Source organism: Martelella sp. AD-3 (assembly GCF_001578105.1).
Classification (GTDB): Bacteria; Pseudomonadota; Alphaproteobacteria; order Rhizobiales; family Rhizobiaceae; genus Martelella.
On sequence record NZ_CP014275.1, the window covers coordinates 2,137,563 to 2,162,249 of the forward strand.

Here is a 24,687-nt window from a genome sequence, read left to right on the forward strand (position 1 = left end):
AAATCTCAGTGATAATTTCCCGCAATCCCGGGTCAGTTCTCAGCGCAAATCAACAGATGTGGGTTGACCAGTAGCGATCGATCGCATCCCGGACGGTCAGCTCGCGCTCGTCGGTATCGGGATCGCTCCCCTCTCCCAATTTACGTTCACGTTCCAGCACCGCCAGCCGGGCGGAGCCGACGTTCAGCACACCGGCTGCGCCGAGAGCTTTACGCCGCCGTTCACCATTGAAGGCGTAGGCATGAACGAACGACTTGTTGCCGCGCGCCGTCACCCGCAGACCGAGGCCGCCAACGGCGCCATGACGCACTTTGCCATCCGGTGAAACCGGATTATCCCAATAGATGATCTGGTCCTTGTCGGCAGGACATCGCACGGTGCGAACGAAGGTATCAGTCAGGTAAATATTGGGCATTCCATGTAACTCTCATGTAACAGAATTATAGCAATTATTACATAAAGAGACCAGAAATGATTCATGAAACAATTAAAAAATGATAACAATATCCGTCGTTTAGATGGTTTTCTATATTTCGATAATTCGGATATTTGGTCGCTTCTAAGCAGTCGGTCGGGGGTTCGAATCCTCCTGGGCGCGTTAATAAAAACAACAGCTTACACGTATCACTCTCACGCCGACTGCGCCATGTAACACTCATGTAACAATTTGGGCTCTGCCGTATTTTCCTCGAAATACAAAAAGACGATGGACTATAACCATCGCCTTTTCTTGCTTGAATTCAGGAAGCCGCCCGGACAATAAACTAGCTCGCTCCGCTCAGATTCAGGAAATATCGGGTGTATCGCCGTTCGCCGGTACGCACCAAAGCGCCGATTTCGACAAGGTGCTGCAGATCGCGGGTCGTCGTGGCGGTCGACCCACCGGCAATGCTGATATAATTCCGCGCGCTTAAGCCGCCTTCAAACCCATCGACACCCTCCCGGAACATGCGGGCAATCACTTTGGCCTGACGTTCGTTCAGCCGGTCAGCAAAGGTTTCATAAAAACGGGCCTTGGCGATATAAAACTCAACGCGCCGCAGCGTTGTGCGCTGAGCTTCCAGCACCGTTTCGGCGAACCAGACCAGCCAGTGGGTAATTTCGTTGCTCTTGCTCGCTCGCTCCAGCATTTCATAATATCGCTTGCGGTTTCGCTCAATCGTGTAGGCAAGAGCAATCAGTGTCGGCTGCCCAAGTCCCTGCGCCAACGCCTTTTCCGAAAGCGCCCGGCCAATCCGGCCGTTGCCGTCTTCAAAGGGATGGATACTTTCAAAGTAGAGGTGGGCGATCCCTGCCCTCGTCAAAGGGCCAGAAGACGCCTGCTCAACAGCGCTCGCCCGATTGAACCAGTCAACATAGCGCTCCATTTCCATCGGCACCCGCGCCGAGGGCGGGGCTTCAAAGTGAACTTTCTGTCTGCCGAAGGGCCCTGACACAATCTGCATGGGATCCTCATGAGCCCGATATTGCCCGATTGTCTGAACACGGCGCTCTCCGGCCATAACCATGCGGTGCCAGGAGAACAGGGTTTCATGGGACAGCTGGCCGTCAAACCCTTCGTAGAGGTCCACCATCATTTCGGCAATGCCGCGCTCCTTGGGTGTGACACGGCGGTCTTCCATCCCCAACCCAAACTGGTTACGCAGGGATGATTGCAGGCTGTCCCGGTTGAGAATCTCTCCTTCGATTTCGGAGGTTTTCAACGCCTCGTCCGAAATCAGCTCGATCCTCAGCAGGTCCTTGTCAGCCGCCGCGACATGCCGAAACGCTCCGACAAACTCGCCCGAGGCTTTCAGAAAAAGCCGTTCAAGGGGCTCAATGGCCGCCTTGTCATAGTCGAATTCGGGCCAGTCGTCTTTTTGCCAATTCCAGATCATGATCGATAGAAATCCTTTCTATCAATCATTTTTCATCAAATTATGATTTATAGCAAGCTATTTAATGCATCATCACTTGATGCCAGACACGAGAAGGCGACGGCTCGAAGCCGCCGCCCTCCTTCATTCTACGTTGAAAACCGTTACCGCAGAGCGCCGCAGACGTTCTGATTGGTCACCGCGATATGGTCGAATCTCGTCTTTGGCGGCGGCATGGTGTTCGGAATATCGTATTCAAAGCGCTTCCCGCCGTAATGGCAGGACACCTTGTGGCTTTGATCGAGCCAGCAGTTGCTGACAATGCCGCCGTCGAAATCAAGAATACCGTGACCGTTGCCGACAACCTCACCTTCACCGTTGTAGGTGATCAGCTCACCACTCTCCAGCAGCACGCGGGTTTTGCCGTACGCTTCGACATGCAGGCGCTTGACGCGCCCTTGATCCGAATGCACGCGCTTCTCACCGCTGAAACCGAAGGTGCAGGTATAGCCGTCTTTATCGAGCTCACTCCAGCAAGCAAAATCCTGGTGCGACGCAAATTGATCAATCTTGAGGCTCATAATCTCGGAGCTCCAGGGAGCCGGGTTATCCCGCCACCAACCCCAGCAATACATGCCGCCGCCCTTTTCCCGCGCGCATACTTCCTGCCCGTTGGTGAAGACATCATCGATCGCGCGGCCCTGAACCACACGTGCCGGGGGATTGAGCTGGCCGGACTGGTTGTTGCCCCAGCAGACGATCTTGCCTTCCATGTCGAGCACGCAGCCGATGACGCCGCTGAGGGACAGTTTCTTCGCCTTCATGCCAACCGGCGCATAACGATGCCAATCATCCTGGCCCCAGCACGCGAGATTGTCCTGATCCGTGATCCCGCAGGCAAAGGTGGTCTGGATTTCATAATCCCTGAACTTCACGCCGGACGGCGGCTGCGCCGAGGGTGCAAGGTTGCCACCCCAGCACAGAAGTTCAAAGGTGTCGGAGGCTTCGGCATTACAGGAAACGAGTGTGCCGACGCAGAGCGTCAGCACCATGAGCTGTCTGTTTTTCATTGATCCGGCCTACCTGTCGCGTGACTTGACGGCGTTATAGGTGCCGATACCGATCTGGGCGAAGCCCTTGACGATCATGCCGCTGCCGAACATGACCACGGCCGGTCCCCAAAGCAGACCGATGATCGTGCAGCAAAAGATGATGCCGACGACCACGACCAGAAAGCCATTGAATATCGTGAAGATGCCATTGACTATATTCACAGTCCCTCTCCTGAACGCGCATTTCCGCAGAAATGCGTTGGCGATCAGTGCAACAGAATTACCAATTCTGAGTTTCTTGAGGGAATCCGGGCCCTTTAGTGCTTGATAATGACAGCGTCAACGGTTACGAAACCATTAAAGCGCTTCTAACATTCTGTTGTCGCTTGTGTTTTAGCCGTGCAACACAATTGGTAATACTGTTGCAGCATGGGCACGATTTTGGATTGACCGGAAATTCATTCACAACCTCGACTGGTTGCGGATCTTGCTGTGTGCGACAACATTGCCCAAAAGGTGCGCGGCAAAACAATGAACAACGCATGCGAAATGCGGCTCTACAATGAGAGCAACGACCGGCTTTATATCAATCCGGCCGAACGGCGGCGGCTGATCGAGGCGGCAGAACAAACGGCTGATCTTCAGGCTGGCACGCTCTGCCTGACTCTTCTCTACACCGGCTGTCGAATATCGGAGGCTCTGGAACTGACCGTTTTCTCGGTCCAGCCGGAATCAAGGCTGATTTCGGTGCGCTGCCTGAAAAAGCGCAAAAGGCACGTCATCCGGGAGATACCGGTGCCCCCTGGCCTGATCGTCAGGTTGGAACAGGTCCACGCCGTCAGCACGCGCCAAAAGGCTGGTACGCACTGTCCCTGGCTGTGGGCATCCCATGGTAGCCGGATCAATCGATCAACGGCCTATCGCTGGGTCAAGCAGGTGATGCAGGAAGCCGGGATAGCCGGTCGGCATGCCAGCCCCAAAGGCTTGCGGCATGGCTATGGCATTCATGCGATCCGCTCAGGCATTCCCCTGCACATGCTCCGCAAATGGATGGGGCACGCCTCCATGACCACCACGGCGATCTACGCCAACGCTATCGGCCGGGAGGAAATCGAACTGGCTGACCGGATGTGGTGACAGAGCAGGTCAAAATTGCTATCTAGCGGCCACATTTCTGGACACAGTATCGGACACACTGAAAATTCCGTTCTATTTTACCATTATATATCAATATATTATGGATAGGCTACGTAAACTTTTAATCAGTAGGTCCAGGGTTCGAACCCCTGCGCGCTCACCAAATTCAGATAGCAATGAACCATTAATCGCGGCGAGCGACGGTAACGCGGTATTTTGACGCGTGACCATCCGGCTGTTCGGCGGCCGGTTTTTGAGAGATGGACTCTTTCGCCTTGCGGAACACAGTGAGAACAGATATAAACGTTCTGTATTTGTTTCGAAGGCAAGGGGTTGACGATGCTGACGCGCAAGCAACAGGAACTGCTTTATTTCATCCACGAACGGATGAAGGAGACAGGCATTCCCCCGTCCTTCGATGAGATGAAGGAGGCGCTTGATCTGGCGTCGAAGTCGGGCATCCACCGCCTGATCACGGCGCTTGAGGAACGCGGCTTCATCCGCCGGCTTCCCAACCGGGCCCGGGCGCTTGAAATCCTGCGCATGCCGGACAGCATGGCCGCGCAGCCGCCGCGCCGCGGTTTCTCGCCGAGCGTGATCGAGGGCAGTCTCGGCAAGACGCCGCCGCCGAAGCCGGCCGCCGGCGCTTCCGAAAGCGGATCGTCCGATATTCCCGTCATGGGGCGGATTGCGGCCGGCGTCCCGATTTCGGCCATCCAGGAAAACACCCACGCCATTGCCGTCCCGTCCGAGATGCTGGGTACCGGCGAGCATTACGCGCTCGAGGTTCAGGGCGATTCGATGATCGATGCCGGTATTTTCGATGGCGACACGGTGATCATCCGCAACATCAACACTGCATCCCCCGGCGATATCGTCGTGGCGCTCGTCAATGACGAGGAGGCGACGCTGAAACGGTTTCGCCGCAAGGGCGCTTCGATCGCGCTGGAAGCGGCCAACCCGGCCTATGAGACACGGATTTTCGCCGCAGACCAGGTCAAGGTTCAGGGCAAGCTTGTCGGCCTGATCCGCCGCTACCACTGAAGAAGGCGAGCCGCTCGGGCAGCGTGATCGGCCCCGCATATGTCCCCGAGCGCCAGTCATAGAGGCGATGCCGGCTCCAGGGCCGCGTGACCGATGCGATTGCGGGGGTGATCGCGACATGTATCTCGTTGCAGGGGGCGGGCGCGAGGGCTTCGCCGCGCGCACCTGCGGGCCGGTTTTGGGCAGAGATTTCAAGATCACTGGCGACCGGTGCAGGAACGGTCGCAGCTTCGCCGTTTGAGCTAGCGCGATACTGTCTTTCACGGGCGCGCGGAACCGCTCTATCCATTTGTTGCGATGCATTTTCGCGGATGCCAGATGATTCCATCTGACTGCCCAATGCGCTGGTCGGCCGCGCGGCTTCGTCGGCCTCTGCCCGTTGCGCGAGGTCCGGTTTCGGGCCGGCGCGCGGGCTATCGGTTAGGGCGGCGCCTGCATTGCCCGTCAACCGCGAGTGGCTGTCCTCCCAGACGGTCCCTGGCGCGTCATCGCCGATAACATAGTCAAAATCACCGAATAGCCCGACGCGCGCATGTGCGTCCATGTCCAGCGTTTCGGCGGGGCTGGATGGCTTTGCCTTATCCGGCGCTGCGCCGTCATCCGGCGGTTTGATCATGAACCGCAGGGCGCCGGTCTGGCGGCGCATCGCCGGCGTCACCAGGAAGCTTCCGGAACGGCAGGCCTCGAACCCCGGCCGATAGACGCTAATGACGATATCGGCGCGGTCGCAGGCCGCGCCGGTGAGCGCGGGCCGGAAAACCTGGGCGACGCGGAGTGGCTGGGCCTGCGCCGGCGCGCCTGAAAGCGCAGCCACGCACCATGCGTCTTTCTCGCAGATGAAGCGACCCGGGCGCGCGGCCGCGGACGCGCTATCGGCTTCAAAAGCGGCGTTCGCCGCGCGCATCTGTTCCCCGTCAAGGCGCTCGAAACGATCGACCCCGTCGAGCAGGACCGCGATCCGTTCGCCTTCGACGGGCGGCTCTGCCGCCTTTATCGCGTAGGCGCTCTGCCACTGCTCATAAATGAAGGCGGGCGGGCGGTTTTTGCTGAGGGCAGCTGCGTTGCCCGCCAGAAGCGCCAGCAGCGCGCCGTCCTCCGACACCAGCAGAACCGGCGCGCCATCCTCGCGCGGAATGATGAGAAGGCTGAGGGCGAGCGTCATCGGCGCCAGTCCCGTCAAGCGGAGGCGCGTGCGCAGCAGCACCAGCGGCATGAATCCGGCAAGAAACAGCAGCAGAAAGCCGGGCGGCATCGCGCCCGTCTCGAAGGCGCCGCCGAGACCGTCGACCCATTTCGCGATCGCGATCACCCAATCCAGGCCGAGTCCCATGGCCAGGAGAAACGGCGCATGAAGGCCGAGAGGCATGGCCAGCATGGCGAGAAGCCCCGCCGGCATGACGAGGAAGGTGACGATCGGCATGGCCAGCAGATTGCCGAGGAGGCCGTAGCCGGCCACGCGCTGGAAATGGGCCATGGCGATCGGAGCGGTCGAAAGCCCTCCGATCAGCGCGGTCATCACGATGCCGGATGCGGCCAGCAGGATAATCCGCGCCAGGGCATGCGGCTTGAAGCCGCCCTCCCCGGCATGCCGCCTCTGCCAGAAACTGTAGCCGGCAATGAGCGCCAGCGTAGCGGCAAAGGACATCTGCATGCCGGGTCCGATGGCTTCCGACGGTGACACGGCCAGTATCGCAAGAGCGGCAAGCGCGACATTGCGCAGGCTGATCGCCGGTCGGTCGGCCACCGCCGCGGCCAGCATGATGGCGAGCATGATGAAGGCGCGCCGCGCCGAGACCTGCATCCCGGAAATCGCGAGATAGAAGGCCGCGGCGAAAATCGCCGTAAGCGCGGCGAGTTTCTTCGTGGCGACCGCCTCGGCGGCTCTCGGCGAAAAGGACAGGATCAGCCGCAGCGCGGAAAAGAAGATGCCGGCGGCAAGCGCCATGTGCAGGCCCGAAATGGCGATCACATGGGCAAGGCCTGCATTGCGCAGGGCATTCAGCGTCCCGTCGCTCATCGCCCGCCGCTGTCCGGTGATGATCGCATTGGCGAAGGCGCCGGTATCGCCCGGAAGCACGGCGCGGATTCTTGAGGCGATCGAATCGCGCAGACCCTCGATCCAGCGGCCGGCGGCATCTCCGGCGGATTGGGCGACCCCCTGTTGCGGGAGCAACGCGGGCGTCGGCAGCGCCTGCGGGGCGCCGTAGAGGAACCCGACCGCGCCGATACCGTCGAAATAGGAGAGAAACCCGAAATCGACCAGACCGGGCAGCGCCGGCCCGGACGGCGGGGAAAGCCGCGCGACGCCGGTCATCGCGCCGCCGATCTCGACCGGCGGCGACTTGCCGCGGGCCACAAGCGTGACCCGCTCCGGCGGACGGCGGATCGCCGGCTCTTCCGTTGCAAGGACCCGCACGACATAGCGCCATCCGCTGTCAGTCGGCTCGCGCGCCTCGACGAGGCCGGTGACGCGCGTGGTTACAGGCGAATCCAGCATCACCGTCGAAAGTCTGAGGACCTCGAACTGTGCGAACACCGCGCCCGTGAGGAATGCCGCGGCGAGGCCGGCCGCAAGCCTTCCCCCCGGTCGCGCATGCCGCAGCATCAACCAGGAAAGGACGGCAATTGCCCAATACAGCAATAGGCCCCAGAGCGCTGGCGATGCAGACCTCGAAAACCACCAGGCCGCGCCGAATGCCATCAACAGCGGGACAAACAGAAAGGCCCGGCCGAAGGCCAGTTCCTCGCCAGCAAGCGCGACAAAACGCCCCACCGGTCGTCGCGGGCCGGCATAAGCGCTCCGGTTGTGCGGCAAGGCGCGAAAAGGCCGCCTCAAACGGCGCCGGGCGCGCCCCTTCCAGCCGCCGCCCCTTTTGCCGGGGCGGCGTTCCAGGCCTTCAGACTGCTCCCGTCCCTCTTCCATTCCACCCGCCCGCGTGCAACGTCCGGTATCGTGTATCCGGTCGTAATGAAATGCAACGTTGCAGGCGGAGACGGTCGGGAAATTTTCCTTTTCAGATCATGAAAAAACTTGCTAAACGCAATTATAAATCATCAATTGCACCGCAACATGAACCGTTCAGCGGCTTGGCAGCGGCGCATCGATCCTATACCTAGTTCATACCTTTGCTCGTGTATCTCACGCGTGTCGCGCTGGAAGATTTGGAGGATAGCATGACGGAAACTGGCAAACTCATCTTGGACGGACAGGAACTGGAACTGAACGTCGAAGCAGGCACCTTCGGTCCAAAAGTGCTCGACATCGCCTCGCTCTACAAACAGTCGGGCATGTTCACATACGACCCCGGCTTCACCTCAACCGCGTCGTGCAAGTCCACGATCACCTACATTGACGGCGACGAGGGCGTGCTGCTGCATCGCGGCTATCCGATCGACCAGCTGGCCGAAAATGCGGACTTCCTGGAAGTGTGCTATCTGCTGCTGTTCGGCGAGTTGCCGACGGCAACGCAGAAGAAGGATTTCGACTTCCGCGTCACCCACCACACGATGATCCATGAGCAGCTGACGCGGCTCTTCACCGGCTTCCGCCGCGATGCCCATCCGATGGCCATCATCTGCGGCTGCGTCGGCGCCATGTCGGCATTCTACCACGACTCGATCGACATCTCGGACCCCTACAAGCGCGAGATCGCCAGCATCCGGATGATCGCAAAGATCCCGACGATCGCGGCGATGGCCTACAAGTACCACGTCGGCGAACCCTTCGTTTACCCGCGCAACGACCTCGATTATGCGGCGAATTTCCTGCACATGTGCTTCGCCACGCCGTGCGAGGAATACAAGGTCAACCCGATCCTCTCGCGCGCCCTTGACCGCATCTTCATCCTGCATGCCGATCACGAGCAGAACGCTTCGACCTCGACCGTGCGCCTCGCCGGTTCTTCGGGCGCGAACCCGTTCGCCTGCATCGCGGCCGGCATCGCCTGCCTCTGGGGCCCTGCCCATGGCGGCGCCAACGAAGCTGCGCTCAACATGCTCAAGGAGATCGGCTCCGTTGACCGCATCCCCGAATACATCGCCCGTGCAAAGGACCGCGACGATCCGTTCCGCCTGATGGGCTTCGGTCACCGCGTCTACAAGAACTACGATCCCCGCGCCAAGATCATGCAGAAGACCTGCCACGAGGTTCTGGGCGAGCTCGGCATCAAGGACGATCCGCTCCTCGATGTGGCCATGGAACTGGAAAAGATCGCGCTGACGGACGAGTACTTCATCGAGAAGAAGCTCTATCCGAACATCGACTTCTATTCCGGCATCACGCTGAAGGCGCTCGGCTTCCCCACCACCATGTTCACCGTGCTGTTCGCCCTTGCCCGCACGGTCGGCTGGATCGCCCAGTGGAACGAGATGATCGAGGATCCGGAACAGCGCATCGGCCGTCCGCGCCAGCTCTACACAGGCGCCGCCGAACGCGATTTCGTGGCGATCGCCGATCGCTGACCGCGCGCTTCGAGAAAGCGCAGAAACGTCGAAGGCCGGTCCATGTGACCGGCCTTTTGTTTGTCGTGCTCCGAGCGGAAAACGTCTTTTGCGGGCGGGGATCTGGAGCGACGGAAGCAAGGCGGAGGTGGATCTCAGTGGAAAAAAGACGCTCCCACGCCGAAGCGGCGCGATCCCCGCAGGGCTACTCGGCCAGCATGCTCTCCAGCCGCTGGGCCTCGGCGCCGGGCACGCGAATGTCAAGGTCGACGGAGCCGTCCTCAAGGTCGCGGCGCGCGTCAACGATCGCGTGTTCGTAGATCCACGGCAGAAGATGAAGCCTGTCCGGCGAAAGCGTGATGGTCGTTTCGGTGAGAACGCCCGCCAGCCGCGCCGCGATCTTTTCCACGAGCGCATCGACGCCCTCGCCGGTCACGGCCGAAACACCCATCACCGCATCGCTGGCAGCCGCCCGCGCCATCAGCGCGTCGTGCTCTTCGCTTTCAAGAAGGTCGAGCTTGTTCCAGACCTCGATGATCCGCTCGTTCTGCGCCTTCTCATCGATGCCGAGTTCGCCCAGAATGCGCAGCACGTCGTCGGACTGCGCATCACGCGCGGGATCGGCCATGTCGCGCACATGGAGTATCAGGTCGGCCTCAAGCACCTCCTCCAGCGTCGCGCGGAAGGCGGCGACGAGATGGGTCGGAAGGTCGGAGATGAAACCCACCGTGTCGGACAGGATGACGGTGCGTCCATGCGGCAGCTTCATGCGCCTCAGCGTCGGATCGAGCGTGGCGAAAAGCATGTCCTCGGCCAGCACCCCTGCGCCGGTGATCCGGTTGAACAGGGTCGATTTTCCGGCATTGGTATAGCCGACGAGCGCCACGATCGGATGCGGCACCTTCTTGCGCTTGGAGCGATGGAGCTTTCGCGTGCGCACCACCTGCTCCAGTTCGCGCTCCAGCTTGGTGATCCGTTCGCGTAAGAGCCTTCGGTCGGCCTCGATCTGGGTTTCGCCGGGTCCGCCCATGAAGCCGCCGCCGCCGCGCTGGCGCTCCAGGTGGGTCCAGCTTCTGACAAGGCGGCCGCGCTGATAGTTCAGATGCGCAAGCTCGACCTGCAGTCGCCCCTCCTTGGTGGAGGCGCGCTCGCCGAAGATTTCGAGAATGAGCCCGGTTCGGTCGATGACCTTGGCCACCCATTCCTTCTCGAGATTGCGCTGCTGAACGGGGGAAAGCGGATGATCGACGATGACGAGGCCGATGTTGCGCGCATCGAGCAATTCGTCGATTTCCTTGATCTTGCCGGTCCCGATCAGCGTCGCCGGACGCGGTTCGTTGACCGTGACGATCTCGGAGGCAACGACATCGAGCCCGATCGCGCGGGCAAGGCCGACGGCCTCCTGCAGGCGGCTTTCGGGCGCGCGCGACATGACTTCGCCCTCGCTGCCGCGCTGCGCCTTGATGACCGGAACGAGAACCAGCGCCCGGGATGAATCCCGGTTCTCATACTCGCTTTCAGGAAAGAATGTATCGGTAATGGAAGATCACCAGATCAGGAGGCGTTGTCGTCGTTCTCGAACATCTGCACAGGCTGGCCAGGCATGATCGTCGAGATCGCATGCTTGTAGACCAGCTGCGAATGCCCATCGCGACGCAACAAAACGCAGAAATTGTCAAAAGACGTGACAACACCCGTCAGTTTTACCCCGTTGATGAGAAAAATCGTGAGCGAGATCTTCTGCTTGCGGACAGTATTGAGAAAAAGATCCTGCAAATTCTGAGAACGTTCCGCCATGGCGCCGCTTCTTTCTTACTTTTGCCGGCCAGCGGCCGGTGCCCACCTCATATGCGTTGCTTCCAAAGCATGGAAACAACCAGTCAGGCTTTGGTGGTAGCAAATTGACAAGGCTTCCGCAACGGCGAAAACCGATCGCCCGCCGCAACGCAACGCCGTACGCACCGGGAATGTCAGAAATACTGGATCGAGACCCTGAACAGCTGCTCCACATGACGCACGGCGGAGGCCACGGCGAACAGGATGACGCGGTCATGCGGCTTGATCTTCAGATCGCCGGTCGGGCGCAGGATCGCATTGCCGCGATAGACGGCGCCGATACGGATGCCCTCCGGCAGATCGAGATCGCGAAACGGCGTTCCGACCAGCGGTGACGTCGTCAGCGCTTCCGCCTCGATCACCTCGGCCGCTCCCTTCTGCACGGCATAGACCGAGCGGATACGCCCCTTGCGGACATGCTGGAGCACGCGCGAGATGGTGACAGCGCGCGGGTTGATATAGGCATCGATCCCCAGCGACTTCGTCACCTCGTGGAAGGACGGATTGTTGAGCAGCGCCAGGTTCGACTTGCAGCCAAGCTGTTTGGCGATCACCGAGGCCAGGATATTGGTCTGGTCGTTATTGGTGAGGGCGACCATCAGATGCGCGTCGGGTACGTCGGCCTGGATCATGATGTTCTGATCGAGCGCCGACCCCTGCAGCACGATGCCGTGGTGCAGCGCATCGGAGACGGTGATGGCCTTTTCGCGGTCGAGCTCGATCATTTTCAGCCGCGTCTTGGGCTGCAGTTCCTCGATCGACTTGGCCACGAAGAAGCCGATATTGCCGCCGCCGGCGATCACGATCCGCCGCGCCTCCTGCTCCTCATGTCCGAAAAGCGCCAGCGTGCGGCGGATATGCTCCTGCTCGCAGACGACATAGACGAGATCGCCGGCGAGAATCTGGTCCGTCGAATGCGGAATGATCACTTCCTCGTCGCGGTAGATCCCGGTCACGGTTGCGTTCAGATCTGGAAAGAGCTGGCTGAGCTGCATCAGCGGCGTGTTCAGAACCGGGCAGTCATCATTGCATTCGACCGCCAGCATCGCGATCTTCTCATCGGCAAAACGCACGATATCGGTTGCGCCGGGAAAGGAAATGCGCCGCAGAACCATCTTGCCGACCTCGACTTCCGGCGAGATCGTCACGTCGATCGGCATGTGGTCGCGCGAGAAGAGATCCGAATAGTGCGAATGCAGATAGCTCTGCGAGCGGATGCGCGCAATCTTGGTCGGCACGTTGAACAGCGAATGCGCCACCTGGCAGGCAACCATGTTGATCTCGTCGTGCAGCGTCACGGCGATGATCATGTCCGCCTGGTCTGCGCCGGCCTTGGCCAGCACGTCCGGATGGGCGCCGTGGCCGACATAGCCGCGCACGTCGAGTAGTTCGGTAATGGCGGCGATCAGCGAGGCTGACGTATCGATGACGGAGACATCGTTATATTCCTGGGAAAGGCGTTCGGCGATGCCGAATCCGACCTGGCCCGCGCCGCAGATAATGATTTTCATCGGACCCCTCTGGGGTTTTGGAATTCCGGTGGATCAGCGGACCGCAATCTGCCCGGTTTTCCGTCAAATGCCAAGGGACTTCAGCTTGCGGTGCAATGCCGAGCGCTCCATGCCGACGAACTCGGCGGTGCGCGAAATGTTTCCCCCGAAGCGATTGATCTGGGCCATCAGATAGTCGCGCTCGAAACGCTCGCGCGCCTCCCTGAGCGGCAGCGTCATGATATGGGCGTCGCCCGAGGTCTGGATCTGCGGCAACACGTCGGAAAGGTCCGCAGGCAGCAGTTCGGCGCCGATCGGCTGGGCGGCATCTTCCTCGCGCGAGAGGATCAGCAGCCGCTCCAGATTGTTGCGCAGCTGGCGGATATTGCCCGGCCAGTCATGCGCCTGGAGGATGGCCATGGCATCATCGCCGATCCGGCGCTGGCGGATGCCCGCCTGCTCGCAAAGCTGGCGCATGATGAAGTCGACGAGGAAGGGAATGTCCTCCCGCCGCTCGGAAAGCGCGGGGATGCGAACAGGCACGACGGCGAGGCGGTGGAACAGGTCCTGGCGGAACAGGCCATCGTCGATGCGCGCCCTGAGGTCGAGCGCCGTCGAGGACAGGATCCGGACGTCGACCGTTACCCGCCGGCTGCCGCCGACGCGCTCGAACTGCTGGTCGATCAGAACGCGCAAGATCTTCTTCTGCGTTTCGAGCGGCATTTCGCCGATCTCGTCGAGGTAGAGCGTGCCGCGATGGGCGCGCTCGAGTGCGCCGGTCTTGCGGCTCCGCCCGCCGCCCGGCTCGACGCCGAACAGTTCTGTCTCCATGTTCTCCGGCGTGATCGCAGCGGCATTCAGCGCCACGAAGGGCGCTTCGGCGCGCTGGCTCTTCCTGTGCATCAGCCGCGCGACGATCTCCTTGCCGGAGCCCGAACCGCCGAAGATCATCACGCGGCTGTTGGTCGGCCCGACCTTCTCGACGGTCTGGCGCAGTTGCGAGATCAAGAGCGAGGAGCCGACGAGCTCGTCCGGGTCGCCGCTCTTGCGCTTCAGCTCCTGGACTTCCGATTTCAGCCGCGAATTCTCCAGAGCCCGCTCGGCAATCAGCACCAGCCGGTCGGCCTTGAACGGCTTTTCGATGAAATCGAAGGCGCCGCGCTTGATCGACGAGACCGCGGTCTCGATGTTGCCATGGCCGGAGATCATCACCACGGGCAGGTCGGGATAGCGCTGCTTGATCTCTTCCAGGAGCGCCAACCCGTCCAGCCGGCTGCCCTGCATCCAGATGTCGAGAAAGATCAGGCGCGGCACGCGGTCGGCGATCGCGGCGAGCGCGCTGTCGCTGTCATGGGCGACGCGCGCCTCATGCCCTTCGTCGGAAAGGATGCCCGAGACGATATCACGGATATCCGCCTCGTCGTCGACGACGAGAATATCAGAGGCCATCTTGTTCTTCCTTGTCTGTTTCCTCGCGGGCGCGTTCGCCGTCATGCACATGCGGCAGTTCCACCCGGATCATCGCGCCCCTTCCCCCGGCAAAATCCGCCGGAGCGTCATGGAGTTCAAGCTTGCCGCCATGTTCCTCAATGATCTTGCGAACGATCGCGAGACCGAGCCCGGTGCCTTTCTCGCGCATGGTAATATAGGGTTCAAGGATCATGTGACGGTTTTCGACGGGCAGGCCCTTGCCATTGTCGATGAAGTCGATGACGTAGCGATCCCGCGCCCTGTCGAAATCCGCGCGCACAAGGATTTTACGCTCTCCGTCAAACTCCGTTACAGGAACGCTTTCAATGGCTTCCACGGCGTTTTTCAGAATGTTTCCGAAGGCCTGACCAAGCATCCTGTCATCGAAGAGGCCCTCAAGCGGCGCATCGCCGAGCTCGCGCAGGAAGGTGATGTCGGTCCGCCCGATCTCCAGCAGGAACACGGCGTCGGAGAGAATCCGGCGCAGGTCCCCGGCCGACTTGGAGGGTTTGGGCATCCGCGCGAAAGATGAGAACTCATCGACCATGCGGCCGATATCGCCGACCTGGCGGACGATTGTATCAGTACACTGGTCGAAGACCTTGCGGTCCTCCTCATCCTCGATCTTGCGGCCGAAGCGGCGCTTGATGCGCTCGGCGGAAAGCTGGATCGGGGTCAGCGGGTTCTTGATCTCGTGGGCGATGCGGCGGGCGACATCCGCCCAAGCCGTGGAGCGCTGGGCAATGATCAGATCGGTGATGTCGTCGAGCGTGATGACATAGGAATTCGAGGCGTTGCGGCTGTCCTCGCGCGTCACCTGAACCGAGAGCGTGCGCTCCTTGCCGAGACGGAGCAGATTGATCTGGCGCCGGAAATTCTGCCGGCGGCGGCGCATCGCCGCCGTCATCACCATGTCGATCTCTGGCGATATGTCGACGAGCTTGCGGCCGATCAGCTCGTTGCCCTTCACAGCCAGAAGCTCTTCCGCCGAAATATTGACGATGGTGATGGTGCGGCTGTCGTCGACGCCGATCACGGCGGCCGTCACGCCCGAAAGCACCGCCTCGATGAAGCGCCTGCGGTCGTCCACCTCGTCCTTCGCGAGAAGGATCTCGCGCTGCTGCGCCCGGATCTCCGCGATCATCTTGTTGAAGGTGCTCGACAGCCGGCCGACATCGCCGTCGATGGTGCGCACCGGCACGGCGACCTTCATATCGCCGGACGCAACCTGGTCGGCGGCGCCGATCAACAGGCGGATCGGCAGCACGATGCGGTCTGCGACGGCGATCCCCGTCCAGATTGCGGCGAGCAGCACGATCAGCGCGAAGCCGAGATAGAGCACGCCGAAGGCCACCTGGATCGAGAAGCGCCCCTCTTCCATGGTCGAGTATTCGGAGACGTTGTCCTCGATCATCCGCATCGCGCCCATGACGTTGGGATCGACCGCGCGCACGGTGTAGAGAAGGCTGTCCGGAATGGCTTCGAGCGCGATGATGGCGCCGACGAGGTTGGTATCCCCTGGCGGAATCAGCGTCGGCGTGCCGGACGCCGCCTTTTCCAGCGCATCATCCGGTATGTCCGGCAGCACCGTCTCGTCGCCCAGGTCGGCCTGGACGATGACGCTGCCATCGTCACGCATCAGGAAGGCGCCGAGCATGCCGCGTCCGCGCGCCTGGCGGGTCATCAGGTCGGCAAAGCCGGTCCGGTCAAGGAAGTAGAGTGACCGGTTCCGCTCCAGATCATTGCCCATGGAGAGCGTCTGCCCCTGCAGATAGCTCGCATTCTCCATCATGTAGGCCTGGGCGACATTCAGGGATGACTGGACGATCGACTGCGTGCGAAGCGCGAACCAGCGGTCGAGGCCGGCATTGAGCGTCAGCGTCGCGAAGATCGCCACGACGATCGCCGGCGTCACCGCCACAATCGAAAACAGCGCGACGATGCGGATGTGGAGTTGCGCCGCAGCGCGTCCGCGCTTTCGCGCCTTCAGCAAACGCACGACCTCGCGGCTGATCAGGAAGATCATTGCGAGCACGAAGATCGAGTTTGCCGCGACCAGTCCGACGACGACGCGGCCGGTCGGCTTGATCGGGGTCAGGCCCAGCAGGACGAAAAGCGAAACGAAGGCGGTGACCAGCGCGCCGACGACAAGGAACATGCCGGGGGACTTCAGAATGGCGCGCGCACCGCCGCCGCCATAGGCCGCGTCGCCGCCCGGCGCGCCGTCATCATCGGGCTGCGCCCGGAACAAAACCTCTGCCTTGCCGTCGTCTGCTGTCATGCCTGCCGATCTCAAACGCCCTCTCGCCGATGGACGGCGAAAGCGCTCAAGGGCACACGCGGAAAATCTGAACGCCACCCGTGCGATTCCATCCCTTGGAGAAGGATATGCAACAGAATGTGGCACAAATGCAACGGAAAGCTGGCCGGAAGGCCGCCATCACCGCATTGTCAGGACGAGCTGCGCGAGCTGCGGTAGACCGAGACGCCGAGTTCGCGGATTTTCTTGCGCAAGGTGTTTCGGTTGAGGCCGAGAAGATCGGCCGCGCGGATCTGGTTGCCGCGCGTGGCCGTCAGTGCGGCGAGGATCAGCGGGTATTCGACCTCGTTCAGCACCCGCTCGTAAAGCCCCGGCGGCGGCAGGCTCTCGCCGAAGCTCGCGAAATAGCTGCGCATGTTTTCCTCGACAGCCTGGGCAATGGTCGGCATCCCGGTTCTGACCTGCGCGCCCTCGGCGGGGGCATCCGGCTGGTCGGCCTGCAGCTCCTGCTCGACGATCTCCCGGGTGATGACGTCCTGGGGATAGAGCGCCATCAGCCGGCGCACGAGATTTTCAAGCTCGCGCACATTGCCCGGCCAGGGATAGGCCTTCATCGCATCGATCGCCGCCTGCTCGAACCGTTTGCCGCCAAGGCCCTCGACCTCGCCCTCGTTGACGAAATGACGGACAAGATCGCCGATATCCTCGGCGCGTTCGCGCAGCGGCGGCAGGCGCAACGGCACCACGTTGAGGCGATAATAGAGGTCCTCGCGGAAAAGCCCCTGGTGGATCGATTGCTTGAGATCCTTGTTGGTGGCGGCGACGATGCGCACATCCGTGCGGATCGGCGTGCGGCCGCCGACCGTGGTGTACTCGCCCTGCTGCAGCACCCGCAGCAGCCGCGTCTGCGCGTCCATCGGCATGTCGCCGATCTCGTCGAGGAAAAGCGTGCCGCCCTCGGCCTGCTCGAACCGGCCGGAAGAGCGGGTCTGCGCCCCGGTGAAGGCGCCCTTCTCATGGCCGAAGAGTTCCGACTCGATCAGGTCGCGCGGAATTGCGGCCATGTTGATGGCGACGAAGGGTCCGTTGCGGCGCTTGCCGTAATCGTGCAGGGCGCGCGCCACCAGTTCCTTGCCGGTTCCGGATTCACCGGTGATCATCAGGGTCAGATCGGTCTGCATCAGCCGGGCGAGGACGCGATAGATCTCCTGCATGGCGGCGGAGCGGCCGACAAGCGGCATGCCGTCCTGCATGTCGTCGCCGAGCGGCGCCGGCTTGCGCTTCGGTTCCGACAGCGCCCGACCGACAATGGCGATCAGTTCGGTCAGGTCGAAGGGCTTGGGCAAATAATCATAGGCGCCCTTTTCCGAGGCGCGCACCGCCGTCATGAAGGTGTTCTGCGCGCTCATGACGATCACCGGCAGTTCCGGACGCGACTTCTTGATGCGCGGCAGGAGATCGAAGGCATTTTCGTCCGGCATGACCACGTCTGTCAGCACCAGGTCGCCCTCGCCGGACGAGACCCAGCGCCACAGGGTCGCGGCATTGGAGGTGATACGGACATCGTAACCGGCGCGGCTCAGCGCCTGGTTCAGCACGGTGCGGATGGCTGCGTCATCATCTGCGACAAGGATCGTTGCTGTCATTGTTCTTTTTCCGTTTTCGGGTCGGCCTCGGCGGGCAGGACATCCTTGGAAACCGGCATGAGGATCCTGAATGTCGTGCGGCCGTTCATGTTCTCGCACTCGATGATCCCGCCATGGGCGCCGATGATCTTGGCAACCAGGGCAAGGCCCAGCCCCGTGCCGTTCGGCTTTGTGGTGATGAAGGGATCGAACAGATGCGGCATAAGATCGGGCGGGACGCCCGGACCATTGTCCTGCACGCAGAACTCGAGCGGCAGGGATATCTTTTCCCGCGTTCCCGCGACCGACATGCGGATGCCGGGCCGGTAGGCCGAAGTCAGGATGATCTCGCCGTCCGGCTTGTCGGCCACGGCCTCCGATGCATTCTTGATCAGGTTCAGGAAAACCTGAACCATCTGGTCGCGATTGGCGAAGATCAGCGGCAGAGACGGGTCATATTCCTCGGTGATCTTGATGTTGCGGGCAAAGCCCGCCTTGGCAAGCGCCTTCACATGGTCGAGCACCGAGTGGATATTGAGTGGCACGCGGTCGATGGGCCGTTCGTCGGAAAACACTTCCATGCGGTCGACGAGGGAGACGATCCGGTCGGATTCGTCGCAGATCAGCCGCGTCAGCGCGCGGTCCTCGTCGCTGGCATTGGTTTCCAGGAGCTGCGCCGCCCCGCGAATGCCGGAAAGCGGATTCTTGATCTCGTGCGCCAGCATGGAGGCAAGTCCCGTCACCGAGCGGGCGGCGGCGCGGTGCACAAGCTGCCGGTCGATCTTGTCGGCCATGGAGCGGATCTGAAAGACAAGAACGACGGACCCCTCCTCACCGACCGGCGCGACATAGATATCCACCAGCTTGTCCTGGCCGAGACGCGGCGAGGACAGGTCGACGCGATATTCATTGACCGGCGCGCGGCGCTCGCGCACCTGCGAAATCAGGGCGAGCAGCGGGCTGTCGAAGGGAATGAAGTCGGAGAGCGCCTTTTTCGCGAGATGCGCGGCGCTCGCTCCGAAAAACACTTCGGCCTCCCAGTTGGTATAGGAGATGCGACCATTCTTCTCGATCAGAACGACGGGGTTCTGGATCGCGTTCAGCACTTCGAGCGCGACCATTTCCGCGGCCTTGCGCATGCCGCCAGCATCGGTGGTCATGCGGCGTTCCTTTCTCCGTCCGTGCGCGTCAGCAGACCTGTCAGCCGGCTGATGACGCGATCGGGATTTGTCTCTGTCATGATATGTGCTCTTTCGGCGCCGTCGATACCGGGGGCGAGTCGGTCGAGATACCAGCCGAGATGCTTGCGCGCATGGCGCACGCCCACATCCTTTCCGTAAAACGACAGCATGTCCTGGTAATGTTCAAGCGCGGTTTCGATCTTCATCGCTAGCGGCGGGTCGCCGGCGCCGGCGAGGATCCCGGCGTGCCAGGGCCGCCCCTGGCAGGCCCGCCCGACCATGACTGCGGTGATGCCGGGACGGGTCAGGAGGTATTCGACATCGCCGCGACTTTCGATATCGCCGTTGGCGATGAACGGCACCTTGACGACCTCCGCGACAGCGACAACCGCGTCCCAGTCGGCGCTGCCCTTGTAGAACTGCATGCGCGTGCGACCATGCACGGTGATCGCCCTTGCGCCGGCCTCTTCGGCGCGGGCGGCGAGATAGCGTGCATTCATGCTCTCATGATCCCAGCCAAGCCGCATTTTCACCGTTACCGGCACGCTGACGGCGGCGACCGTTGCCTCGATGATGGCAAGCGCGCGTTCGGGTTCGCGCATCAGCGCGGAGCCGGTGTAGCCGCCGACGACCTTCTTGGCCGGGCAGCCCATGTTGATGTCGACGATGTCGGCGCCATTCGCCTCGGCAATCCGCGCGGCCTCGGCCATGAAATCGGGATCGCGGCCGGCAAGCTGCACGACATGCGGCTTGAGCCCCGCCCCCTTCAGGCGCGCCCAGCTTTCGGCGGTGTTGAACGTCAGTTCGCGACTTGCGATCATCTCGGTGACGACCAGGCCGGCGCCGAAGCGAAAGGCGAGCTTTCGGAACGGCAGATCGGTGACGCCGGACATCGGCGCCAGAATGACGCGGTTACGGATCCCGACATTGCCGATGGCGAAAGAATCCGATGGATCAGGATGGGACAAATGGCTATCTTTCATGCAGCACATCATATTGCCCTATTTTTAGACAAGTCGGTACTCTTTGCCAAGCGATTTCGCCGGCAACTTACAAAATTTAGGCATATGCTGGAAAATTGGTGCAATCCGGGTAAGTTCGCGCCAACCGGAAACGAGTCACAGGTACATATCTGATCATGACAGCAGGCAAAAGCTTCAATCCCGGCATTGTCGTGGTCGCCGCGGGCCGCGGAGAACGGGCCGGAACGTCGAAGGAGGGGCCGAAACAATATCGCCCCATCGGCGGTAGCCCCGTGATTTCACACACGCTTTCCGGTTTTGCCGAATGGGGCGGGGCAACCGCCGGCATTGTCGTGGTCATTCATCCCGATGACGAGGCGCTCTTCCGCGACGCTCTGTCGCATGTGCTCAAGGCCGAGAACATCCGCTTCGTGCATGGCGGCGCAACCCGTCAGCAGTCTGTTCTGTGCGGTCTCAGGGCGCTCGAGCCGCAGACCCCCAGCCATGTGCTGATCCATGACGCCGTGCGTCCGTTCTTCGATGCCGCGCTGATAGAGCGCATCTGCGCTGCGCTCAAATCCGGCGACACCGCCGTTCTGCCCGCCATCGCCGTCGCCGATACGCTGAAACAGGCCGATGCCCGTCAGATGGTGGCCGGGACCGTGCCGCGCGCCGGGCTCTTCGCCGCCCAGACCCCGCAGGCCTTTGATTTCGGCGCGATCTATGCCGCCCACAGAAAGGCCGCCGACGAGGGCCGGGTCGATTTCACCGATGACGCCGGCATTGCCGAATGGGCAGGCCTGGACGTGCGCCTGGTGGACGGGCTTTCCGACAATGTGAAGCTGACTTTCCGGAGGGATATCGCCATGGCCGACGAGAAGCTTTCGCGCAATATGATTGCCGATATCCGCACCGGAAACGGCTATGACGTGCACAGGCTGGTGCCCGGCGACGGGGTGACGCTCTGCGGCGTGCGCATCCCCCATGACATGACGCTTTCGGGCCATTCGGACGCTGACGTCGCCTTCCACGCGCTGACGGACGCGCTGCTTGCCACCTGCGGCGAAGGCGATATCGGTGACCATTTCCCCCCCTCCGATCCGCAATGGAAGGGCGCGGCCTCGAACATCTTTCTGGCGCACGCGGCGAAGATCGTCCGCGGCCACGGCGGCGGCGTCCTCAATGCCGATGTCAGCCTGATTGCCGAGGCGCCCAAGATCGGTCCGCATCGCCTGGACATGCGCCGCGCGATTGCCGAATGCCTGGGCATCGACATAAGCCGCTGCTCGGTCAAGGCCACCACCAATGAAACCATTGGCTTTGTCGGCCGCAAGGAAGGCATTGCCGCGATTGCGACGGCAAGCGTCAGTTACGGAAACATGCGATGATCAACGCGGATATCGAGGAACGGGCCAGGCTCCTGATCGAGCGCTGCACCAGGGCCGGCAAGACGATTGCCACGGCGGAAAGCTGCACGGGCGGCCTGATCATCGGCGCGCTGACCGATATTGCCGGCTCGTCAGCCGTGGTTGATCGCGGTTATGTCACCTATTCGAACCAGGCGAAGATCGACATGCTCGGCGTCAGTCCGACCACGCTGGCGCGCGCGGGTGCGGTCTCGCGCGAAACCGCCCTGCAGATGTCGACCGGCGCGCTCTGGCGCTCCGGCGCCGATCTCGCCGTTGCCGTGACCGGGATTGCCGGGCCGAGCGGCGGTTCGGCCGAAAAGCCGGTCGGTCTCGTCCATCTCGCCGCTCGCGATCGTCGCGGCCACCTGCATCACATCGAAAGCCGCTATGGCGACATCGGCCGCGACGGCATAAGGATCGCCACGGTGCAGACAGCGCTCGGCATGCTGGAGGGGCTTATTCAGTCGTAGATTTTGTCGGCCCGGGCCTCGAAAGCCTCGGAGAACTTGCGGAAGGCCCGGTCGAACATCGAGCCCATCATCGCGCCGAGGATGCGGTTCTTGAACTCGTAATTGATGTAGAACTGGACCGCGCAGGCATCCTCGCCCTCGGGCTGGAAATGCCAGCAATTGTCGAGAAAGCGGAATGGTCCGTCCACATAGCTGACGTCGATCCGGCGTTCGTCGTTGTTCAGCAGCACCTGGGTGGTGAAGCTCTCGCGGATCCCCTTGTAGCCCACCGTCATGTCGGCGATCAGCAGCGTCTTGCCGTCCTTTTCCCGCGACGAGCGCACCGACAGCGCCTCGCACAGCGGCAGGAATTCAGGATAGCGCTCGACATCGGCAACGAGAGCGAACATCCGGTCTGCGGAATGGTGGACATGTCGTGTAGTCTTGAATTCGGGCATGGTTTTCAGCTAATGGCCCGCGCCCGAAAGCGCAAGCAATTCGTTCACCGCGCGGTGGGATTTCAACACGCAGACCGGCACGCCCGCTCCGTTCAAGTCGATCACGCGCTCCATTTTCGGTGCGGTCAGCCTGTTGAAATTCCAGATATAGCGCAGAAAGGCGAAGTCAATCCGCTCGGGGCACCCCGGAGCCATATCGACCCTGACCTCGCCATAGGAACCGGCTATGCGCTTCATCGCCCCGAAAAGACTGACCAGCCGCGGCGGCGCAAGCCAGAGCACAAGGTCGGCACGCCTGAGGCGCAGCGGCATCGTCTCGGTATTGTTGCCGTCAAACACCCAATCGTCGCCATCGGCGTACGCCGCGACCCTGGCGACGATATCGGACCGCTCCCGCATCACCCAGCCGGGCAGCCAGAAGACATCGCGATCCATGGAGACGTAGGGCAGATCGAACCGGGCGCAGACCCGGCGCGAAAGCGTCGACTTGCCGCTTCCCGAACAGCCGATCACCATGATGCGCCGCGCCGTGTGCAAAAGCACGGCGGCTTCCCTGACGGCGATCTGTCTCATGAACTCCCCCAACAAAGGAAAAGGGGTATACAACCCGCCTGCAACTCAGGCAAGCCCTTGATCATGTTAGGGTTAAGGCGGACGCCGGCGGCAGAGGGGCCGGGCCCCTGCTCTATTCCGCGGCCAGCTGCGCCAGCTTCTTCGCCCGGTTTTCCCGCAACCGCGCGAAGTCTTCGCCGGCGTGGTGGGAGGAGCGCGTCAGCGGGCTGGAAGAGACCATCAGGAAGCCCTTTGTATAGGCGACCGTCTCGTAGGACTTGAACTCTTCCGGCGTCACGAAACTGACCACGCGATGGTGCTTGCGGGTCGGCTGGAGGTATTGCCCGATGGTGAGGAAATCGACATCCGCCGTCCTCAGATCGTCCATCAGCTGCAGTATCTCGTTCCGCTCCTCGCCGAGCCCGACCATGATGCCGGATTTGGTGAACATGTTCGGGTCAAGCTCTTTAACCCGCTGAAGAAGGCGGATGGAATGGAAATAACGCGCGCCGGGGCGAACCGTGAGGTAGTTCGACGGCACGGTTTCCAGATTGTGGTTGAAGACGTCCGGACGGGCGGCGACAACGCGCTCCAGCGCGCCGGGCTTGCGCAGAAAGTCCGGCGTCAGCACCTCGATCGTGGTCGAGGGCGATGCCGCGCGGATGGCCAGGATCACCTTTTCGAAATGCTCCGCACCGCCGTCGGCGAGATCATCGCGGTCGACGGAGGTGATGACGACATGGCTCAGGCCCATCTGGCTGACGGCCTTGCCGATGTTCTCCGGCTCATCCGGATCGAGCGCGCCGGGACGGCCCGTGGAGACGTTGCAGAACGCGCAGGCGCGCGTGCAGATCTCGCCCATGATCATGAAGGAGGCGTGCTTCTTGTCCCAGCACTCCCCGACATTGGGACAGCCGGCTTCCTCGCAGACCGTGACGAGCTTGTTCTCCTTCACGATGCCGCGGGTTTCCTGATAGCCCTTCGAGGTCGGCGCCTTCACCCGGATCCAGTCCGGCTTGCGCATCACTTCCGTATCCGGCCTGTGCGCCTTTTCCGGATGACGGACCCTTTTGGGGGCATTGCCTGTCGTATCGAGAAGCGTAACCATTGCCTATCCTTGCGTGCCGCCGAGCCCGGAGGCCCGGACGGCTTCTCATGCAAACTCTTGTCAGCGCTTTATCAGGCGCCCGACCCAGATCAGGATCACCGCGCCGATGAAGCCGGCGATGAGGTAGCCGAGCCAGCCGCCGAGGGCAATGCCGAACAGGCCAAGAATGGCGTTCGCGACAATGGCCCCGACGATGCCGAGAATGATGTTCATGACGACGCCCATCTCGGACTTCATGAATTTCTCGGCAAGCCAGCCAGCGATGCCGCCGATGACGATGGCGGCGATCCAGCCTACACCCTGTTCTTCCATGAAATGCGCTCCCTTCTCTCTTCAGTGTTGAGGCAGGCCTCCTTCG

22 protein-coding genes are annotated in these 24,687 nt (G+C 61.7%); 5 read left to right on the top strand and 17 right to left on the bottom strand.

Annotated elements, in window-relative coordinates:
- Window positions 1–49 precede the first annotated feature (49 nt).
- The 4 genes from AZF01_RS09920 to AZF01_RS09935 all read right to left on the bottom strand — a co-directional run bounded on the left by AZF01_RS09920 (window position 50) and on the right by AZF01_RS09935 (window position 3,130).
- Complete coding sequence (locus tag AZF01_RS09920) at window positions 50–415, bottom strand: Arm DNA-binding domain-containing protein (protein ID WP_024706893.1); 366 nt, start codon at window positions 413–415, stop codon at window positions 50–52.
- Between the two features lie 349 nt (window positions 416–764).
- The gene (locus AZF01_RS09925; protein ID WP_024706892.1) at window positions 765–1,877 is read right to left on the bottom strand and encodes a Fic family protein; all 1,113 of its coding nucleotides are present in this window, start codon (window positions 1,875–1,877) and stop codon (window positions 765–767) included.
- Window positions 1,878–2,020: 143 nt separating this feature from the next.
- Window positions 2,021–2,926, bottom strand: a complete 906-nt coding sequence (locus tag AZF01_RS09930; RefSeq protein ID WP_024706891.1) for a hypothetical protein — start codon at window positions 2,924–2,926, stop codon at window positions 2,021–2,023.
- A 9-nt stretch (window positions 2,927–2,935) separates the two neighbouring features.
- A complete protein-coding gene (locus tag AZF01_RS09935) occupies window positions 2,936–3,130 on the bottom strand; it encodes a hypothetical protein (RefSeq protein WP_024706890.1) in 195 nt (64 codons plus the stop codon).
- A gap of 309 nt (window positions 3,131–3,439) precedes the next feature.
- Here AZF01_RS09935 and AZF01_RS09940 point away from each other — a divergent pair, with 309 nt between their 5' ends.
- The gene (locus tag AZF01_RS09940) at window positions 3,440–4,045 is read left to right on the top strand and encodes a site-specific integrase (RefSeq protein WP_081725690.1); all 606 of its coding nucleotides are present in this window, start codon (window positions 3,440–3,442) and stop codon (window positions 4,043–4,045) included.
- Between the two features lie 339 nt (window positions 4,046–4,384).
- Window positions 4,385–5,089, top strand: coding sequence for a transcriptional repressor LexA (gene lexA / locus AZF01_RS09945; protein WP_024706888.1), 705 nt, complete (start codon window positions 4,385–4,387; stop codon window positions 5,087–5,089).
- Here lexA and AZF01_RS09950 read toward each other — a convergent pair.
- Window positions 5,043–7,862 carry a ComEC/Rec2 family competence protein gene (locus AZF01_RS09950; RefSeq protein WP_152534457.1) on the bottom strand — a complete coding sequence of 940 codons (2,820 nt, stop codon included), beginning with the start codon at window positions 7,860–7,862 and terminating at the stop codon, window positions 5,043–5,045. The genes lexA and AZF01_RS09950 overlap by 47 nt on opposite strands.
- Window positions 7,863–8,263: 401 nt before the next feature.
- Between AZF01_RS09950 and gltA the strand changes: the two genes are divergently transcribed.
- Window positions 8,264–9,550: a citrate synthase gene (gene gltA, locus AZF01_RS09955; RefSeq protein ID WP_024706886.1), complete on the top strand. Its 1,287-nt coding sequence runs from the start codon at window positions 8,264–8,266 to the stop codon at window positions 9,548–9,550.
- 184 nt (window positions 9,551–9,734) lie between these two features.
- Here gltA and hflX read toward each other — a convergent pair whose 3' ends face one another.
- From hflX to dusB, 8 genes are all read right to left on the bottom strand, one after another.
- On the bottom strand, window positions 9,735–10,961 hold the full coding sequence (hflX, locus tag AZF01_RS09960; RefSeq protein WP_024706885.1) for a GTPase HflX: 1,227 nt from the start codon (window positions 10,959–10,961) through the stop codon (window positions 9,735–9,737).
- A gap of 122 nt (window positions 10,962–11,083) precedes the next feature.
- The gene (hfq, locus tag AZF01_RS09965; protein WP_024706884.1) at window positions 11,084–11,326 is read right to left on the bottom strand and encodes an RNA chaperone Hfq; all 243 of its coding nucleotides are present in this window, start codon (window positions 11,324–11,326) and stop codon (window positions 11,084–11,086) included.
- 173 nt (window positions 11,327–11,499) lie between these two features.
- On the bottom strand, window positions 11,500–12,876 hold the full coding sequence (gene trkA / locus AZF01_RS09970; RefSeq protein ID WP_024706883.1) for a Trk system potassium transporter TrkA: 1,377 nt from the start codon (window positions 12,874–12,876) through the stop codon (window positions 11,500–11,502).
- A 63-nt stretch (window positions 12,877–12,939) separates the two neighbouring features.
- On the bottom strand, window positions 12,940–14,304 hold the full coding sequence (locus AZF01_RS09975) for a sigma-54 dependent transcriptional regulator (protein WP_024706882.1): 1,365 nt from the start codon (window positions 14,302–14,304) through the stop codon (window positions 12,940–12,942).
- Window positions 14,294–16,606 (bottom strand): HAMP domain-containing histidine kinase, encoded by a 2,313-nt coding sequence (locus AZF01_RS09980; protein WP_024706881.1) that lies wholly within the window; start codon window positions 16,604–16,606, stop codon window positions 14,294–14,296. Before AZF01_RS09980 ends, AZF01_RS09975 begins: the two co-directional genes overlap by 11 nt.
- 170 nt (window positions 16,607–16,776) lie before the next feature.
- Window positions 16,777–18,231 (bottom strand): nitrogen regulation protein NR(I), encoded by a 1,455-nt coding sequence (gene ntrC / locus AZF01_RS09985; RefSeq protein WP_024706880.1) that lies wholly within the window; start codon window positions 18,229–18,231, stop codon window positions 16,777–16,779.
- Window positions 18,228–19,370: a nitrogen regulation protein NR(II) gene (locus AZF01_RS09990; RefSeq protein WP_024706879.1), complete on the bottom strand. Its 1,143-nt coding sequence runs from the start codon at window positions 19,368–19,370 to the stop codon at window positions 18,228–18,230. Before AZF01_RS09990 ends, ntrC begins: the two co-directional genes overlap by 4 nt.
- The gene (gene dusB, locus AZF01_RS09995) at window positions 19,367–20,383 is read right to left on the bottom strand and encodes a tRNA dihydrouridine synthase DusB (protein ID WP_024706878.1); all 1,017 of its coding nucleotides are present in this window, start codon (window positions 20,381–20,383) and stop codon (window positions 19,367–19,369) included. The genes AZF01_RS09990 and dusB overlap by 4 nt, the downstream gene beginning before the upstream one ends.
- Before the next feature lie 146 nt (window positions 20,384–20,529).
- Here dusB and AZF01_RS10000 point away from each other — a divergent pair, with 146 nt between their 5' ends.
- Both AZF01_RS10000 and AZF01_RS10005 read left to right on the top strand, forming a co-directional pair.
- Window positions 20,530–21,741, top strand: a complete 1,212-nt coding sequence (locus AZF01_RS10000) for a bifunctional 2-C-methyl-D-erythritol 4-phosphate cytidylyltransferase/2-C-methyl-D-erythritol 2,4-cyclodiphosphate synthase (protein ID WP_061449668.1) — start codon at window positions 20,530–20,532, stop codon at window positions 21,739–21,741.
- A complete protein-coding gene (locus AZF01_RS10005; RefSeq protein WP_024710189.1) occupies window positions 21,738–22,232 on the top strand; it encodes a CinA family protein in 495 nt (164 codons plus the stop codon). Before AZF01_RS10000 ends, AZF01_RS10005 begins: the two co-directional genes overlap by 4 nt.
- Here AZF01_RS10005 and AZF01_RS10010 read toward each other — a convergent pair.
- The 4 genes from AZF01_RS10010 to AZF01_RS10025 all read right to left on the bottom strand — a co-directional run bounded on the left by AZF01_RS10010 (window position 22,223) and on the right by AZF01_RS10025 (window position 24,641).
- Window positions 22,223–22,669 (bottom strand): type II toxin-antitoxin system RatA family toxin, encoded by a 447-nt coding sequence (locus tag AZF01_RS10010; protein ID WP_024710188.1) that lies wholly within the window; start codon window positions 22,667–22,669, stop codon window positions 22,223–22,225. The two genes, AZF01_RS10005 and AZF01_RS10010, sit on opposite strands and share 10 nt — an antisense overlap.
- Window positions 22,670–22,678: 9 nt before the next feature.
- Window positions 22,679–23,242 (bottom strand): hypothetical protein, encoded by a 564-nt coding sequence (locus tag AZF01_RS10015; protein ID WP_024710187.1) that lies wholly within the window; start codon window positions 23,240–23,242, stop codon window positions 22,679–22,681.
- 112 nt (window positions 23,243–23,354) lie between these two features.
- Complete coding sequence (gene lipA / locus AZF01_RS10020) at window positions 23,355–24,329, bottom strand: lipoyl synthase (protein WP_024710186.1); 975 nt, start codon at window positions 24,327–24,329, stop codon at window positions 23,355–23,357.
- A gap of 60 nt (window positions 24,330–24,389) precedes the next feature.
- Window positions 24,390–24,641 (bottom strand): GlsB/YeaQ/YmgE family stress response membrane protein, encoded by a 252-nt coding sequence (locus tag AZF01_RS10025; RefSeq protein WP_024710185.1) that lies wholly within the window; start codon window positions 24,639–24,641, stop codon window positions 24,390–24,392.
- Between the last annotated feature and the right edge of the window lie 46 nt (window positions 24,642–24,687).

What these genes read in the sequence shown, in the direction of transcription:
- AZF01_RS09920 (WP_024706893.1), bottom strand. Translation starts at nt 415, where the DNA reads ATGCCCAATATTTACCTGACTGATACCTTCGTTCGCACCGTGCGATGT.
- AZF01_RS09925 (WP_024706892.1), bottom strand. Translation starts at nt 1,877, where the DNA reads ATGATCTGGAATTGGCAAAAAGACGACTGGCCCGAATTCGACTATGAC.
- AZF01_RS09930 (WP_024706891.1), bottom strand. Translation starts at nt 2,926, where the DNA reads ATGAAAAACAGACAGCTCATGGTGCTGACGCTCTGCGTCGGCACACTC.
- AZF01_RS09940 (WP_081725690.1), top strand. Translation starts at nt 3,440, where the DNA reads ATGAACAACGCATGCGAAATGCGGCTCTACAATGAGAGCAACGACCGG.
- lexA (WP_024706888.1), top strand. Translation starts at nt 4,385, where the DNA reads ATGCTGACGCGCAAGCAACAGGAACTGCTTTATTTCATCCACGAACGG.
- gltA (WP_024706886.1), top strand. Translation starts at nt 8,264, where the DNA reads ATGACGGAAACTGGCAAACTCATCTTGGACGGACAGGAACTGGAACTG.
- hflX (WP_024706885.1), bottom strand. Translation starts at nt 10,961, where the DNA reads ATGTCGCGCGCGCCCGAAAGCCGCCTGCAGGAGGCCGTCGGCCTTGCC.
- hfq (WP_024706884.1), bottom strand. Translation starts at nt 11,326, where the DNA reads ATGGCGGAACGTTCTCAGAATTTGCAGGATCTTTTTCTCAATACTGTC.
- trkA (WP_024706883.1), bottom strand. Translation starts at nt 12,876, where the DNA reads ATGAAAATCATTATCTGCGGCGCGGGCCAGGTCGGATTCGGCATCGCC.
- AZF01_RS09975 (WP_024706882.1), bottom strand. Translation starts at nt 14,304, where the DNA reads ATGGCCTCTGATATTCTCGTCGTCGACGACGAGGCGGATATCCGTGAT.
- AZF01_RS09980 (WP_024706881.1), bottom strand. Translation starts at nt 16,606, where the DNA reads ATGACAGCAGACGACGGCAAGGCAGAGGTTTTGTTCCGGGCGCAGCCC.
- ntrC (WP_024706880.1), bottom strand. Translation starts at nt 18,231, where the DNA reads ATGACAGCAACGATCCTTGTCGCAGATGATGACGCAGCCATCCGCACC.
- AZF01_RS09990 (WP_024706879.1), bottom strand. Translation starts at nt 19,370, where the DNA reads ATGACCACCGATGCTGGCGGCATGCGCAAGGCCGCGGAAATGGTCGCG.
- dusB (WP_024706878.1), bottom strand. Translation starts at nt 20,383, where the DNA reads ATGTGCTGCATGAAAGATAGCCATTTGTCCCATCCTGATCCATCGGAT.
- AZF01_RS10000 (WP_061449668.1), top strand. Translation starts at nt 20,530, where the DNA reads ATGACAGCAGGCAAAAGCTTCAATCCCGGCATTGTCGTGGTCGCCGCG.
- AZF01_RS10005 (WP_024710189.1), top strand. Translation starts at nt 21,738, where the DNA reads ATGATCAACGCGGATATCGAGGAACGGGCCAGGCTCCTGATCGAGCGC.
- AZF01_RS10010 (WP_024710188.1), bottom strand. Translation starts at nt 22,669, where the DNA reads ATGCCCGAATTCAAGACTACACGACATGTCCACCATTCCGCAGACCGG.
- AZF01_RS10015 (WP_024710187.1), bottom strand. Translation starts at nt 23,242, where the DNA reads ATGAGACAGATCGCCGTCAGGGAAGCCGCCGTGCTTTTGCACACGGCG.
- lipA (WP_024710186.1), bottom strand. Translation starts at nt 24,329, where the DNA reads ATGGTTACGCTTCTCGATACGACAGGCAATGCCCCCAAAAGGGTCCGT.
- AZF01_RS10025 (WP_024710185.1), bottom strand. Translation starts at nt 24,641, where the DNA reads ATGGAAGAACAGGGTGTAGGCTGGATCGCCGCCATCGTCATCGGCGGC.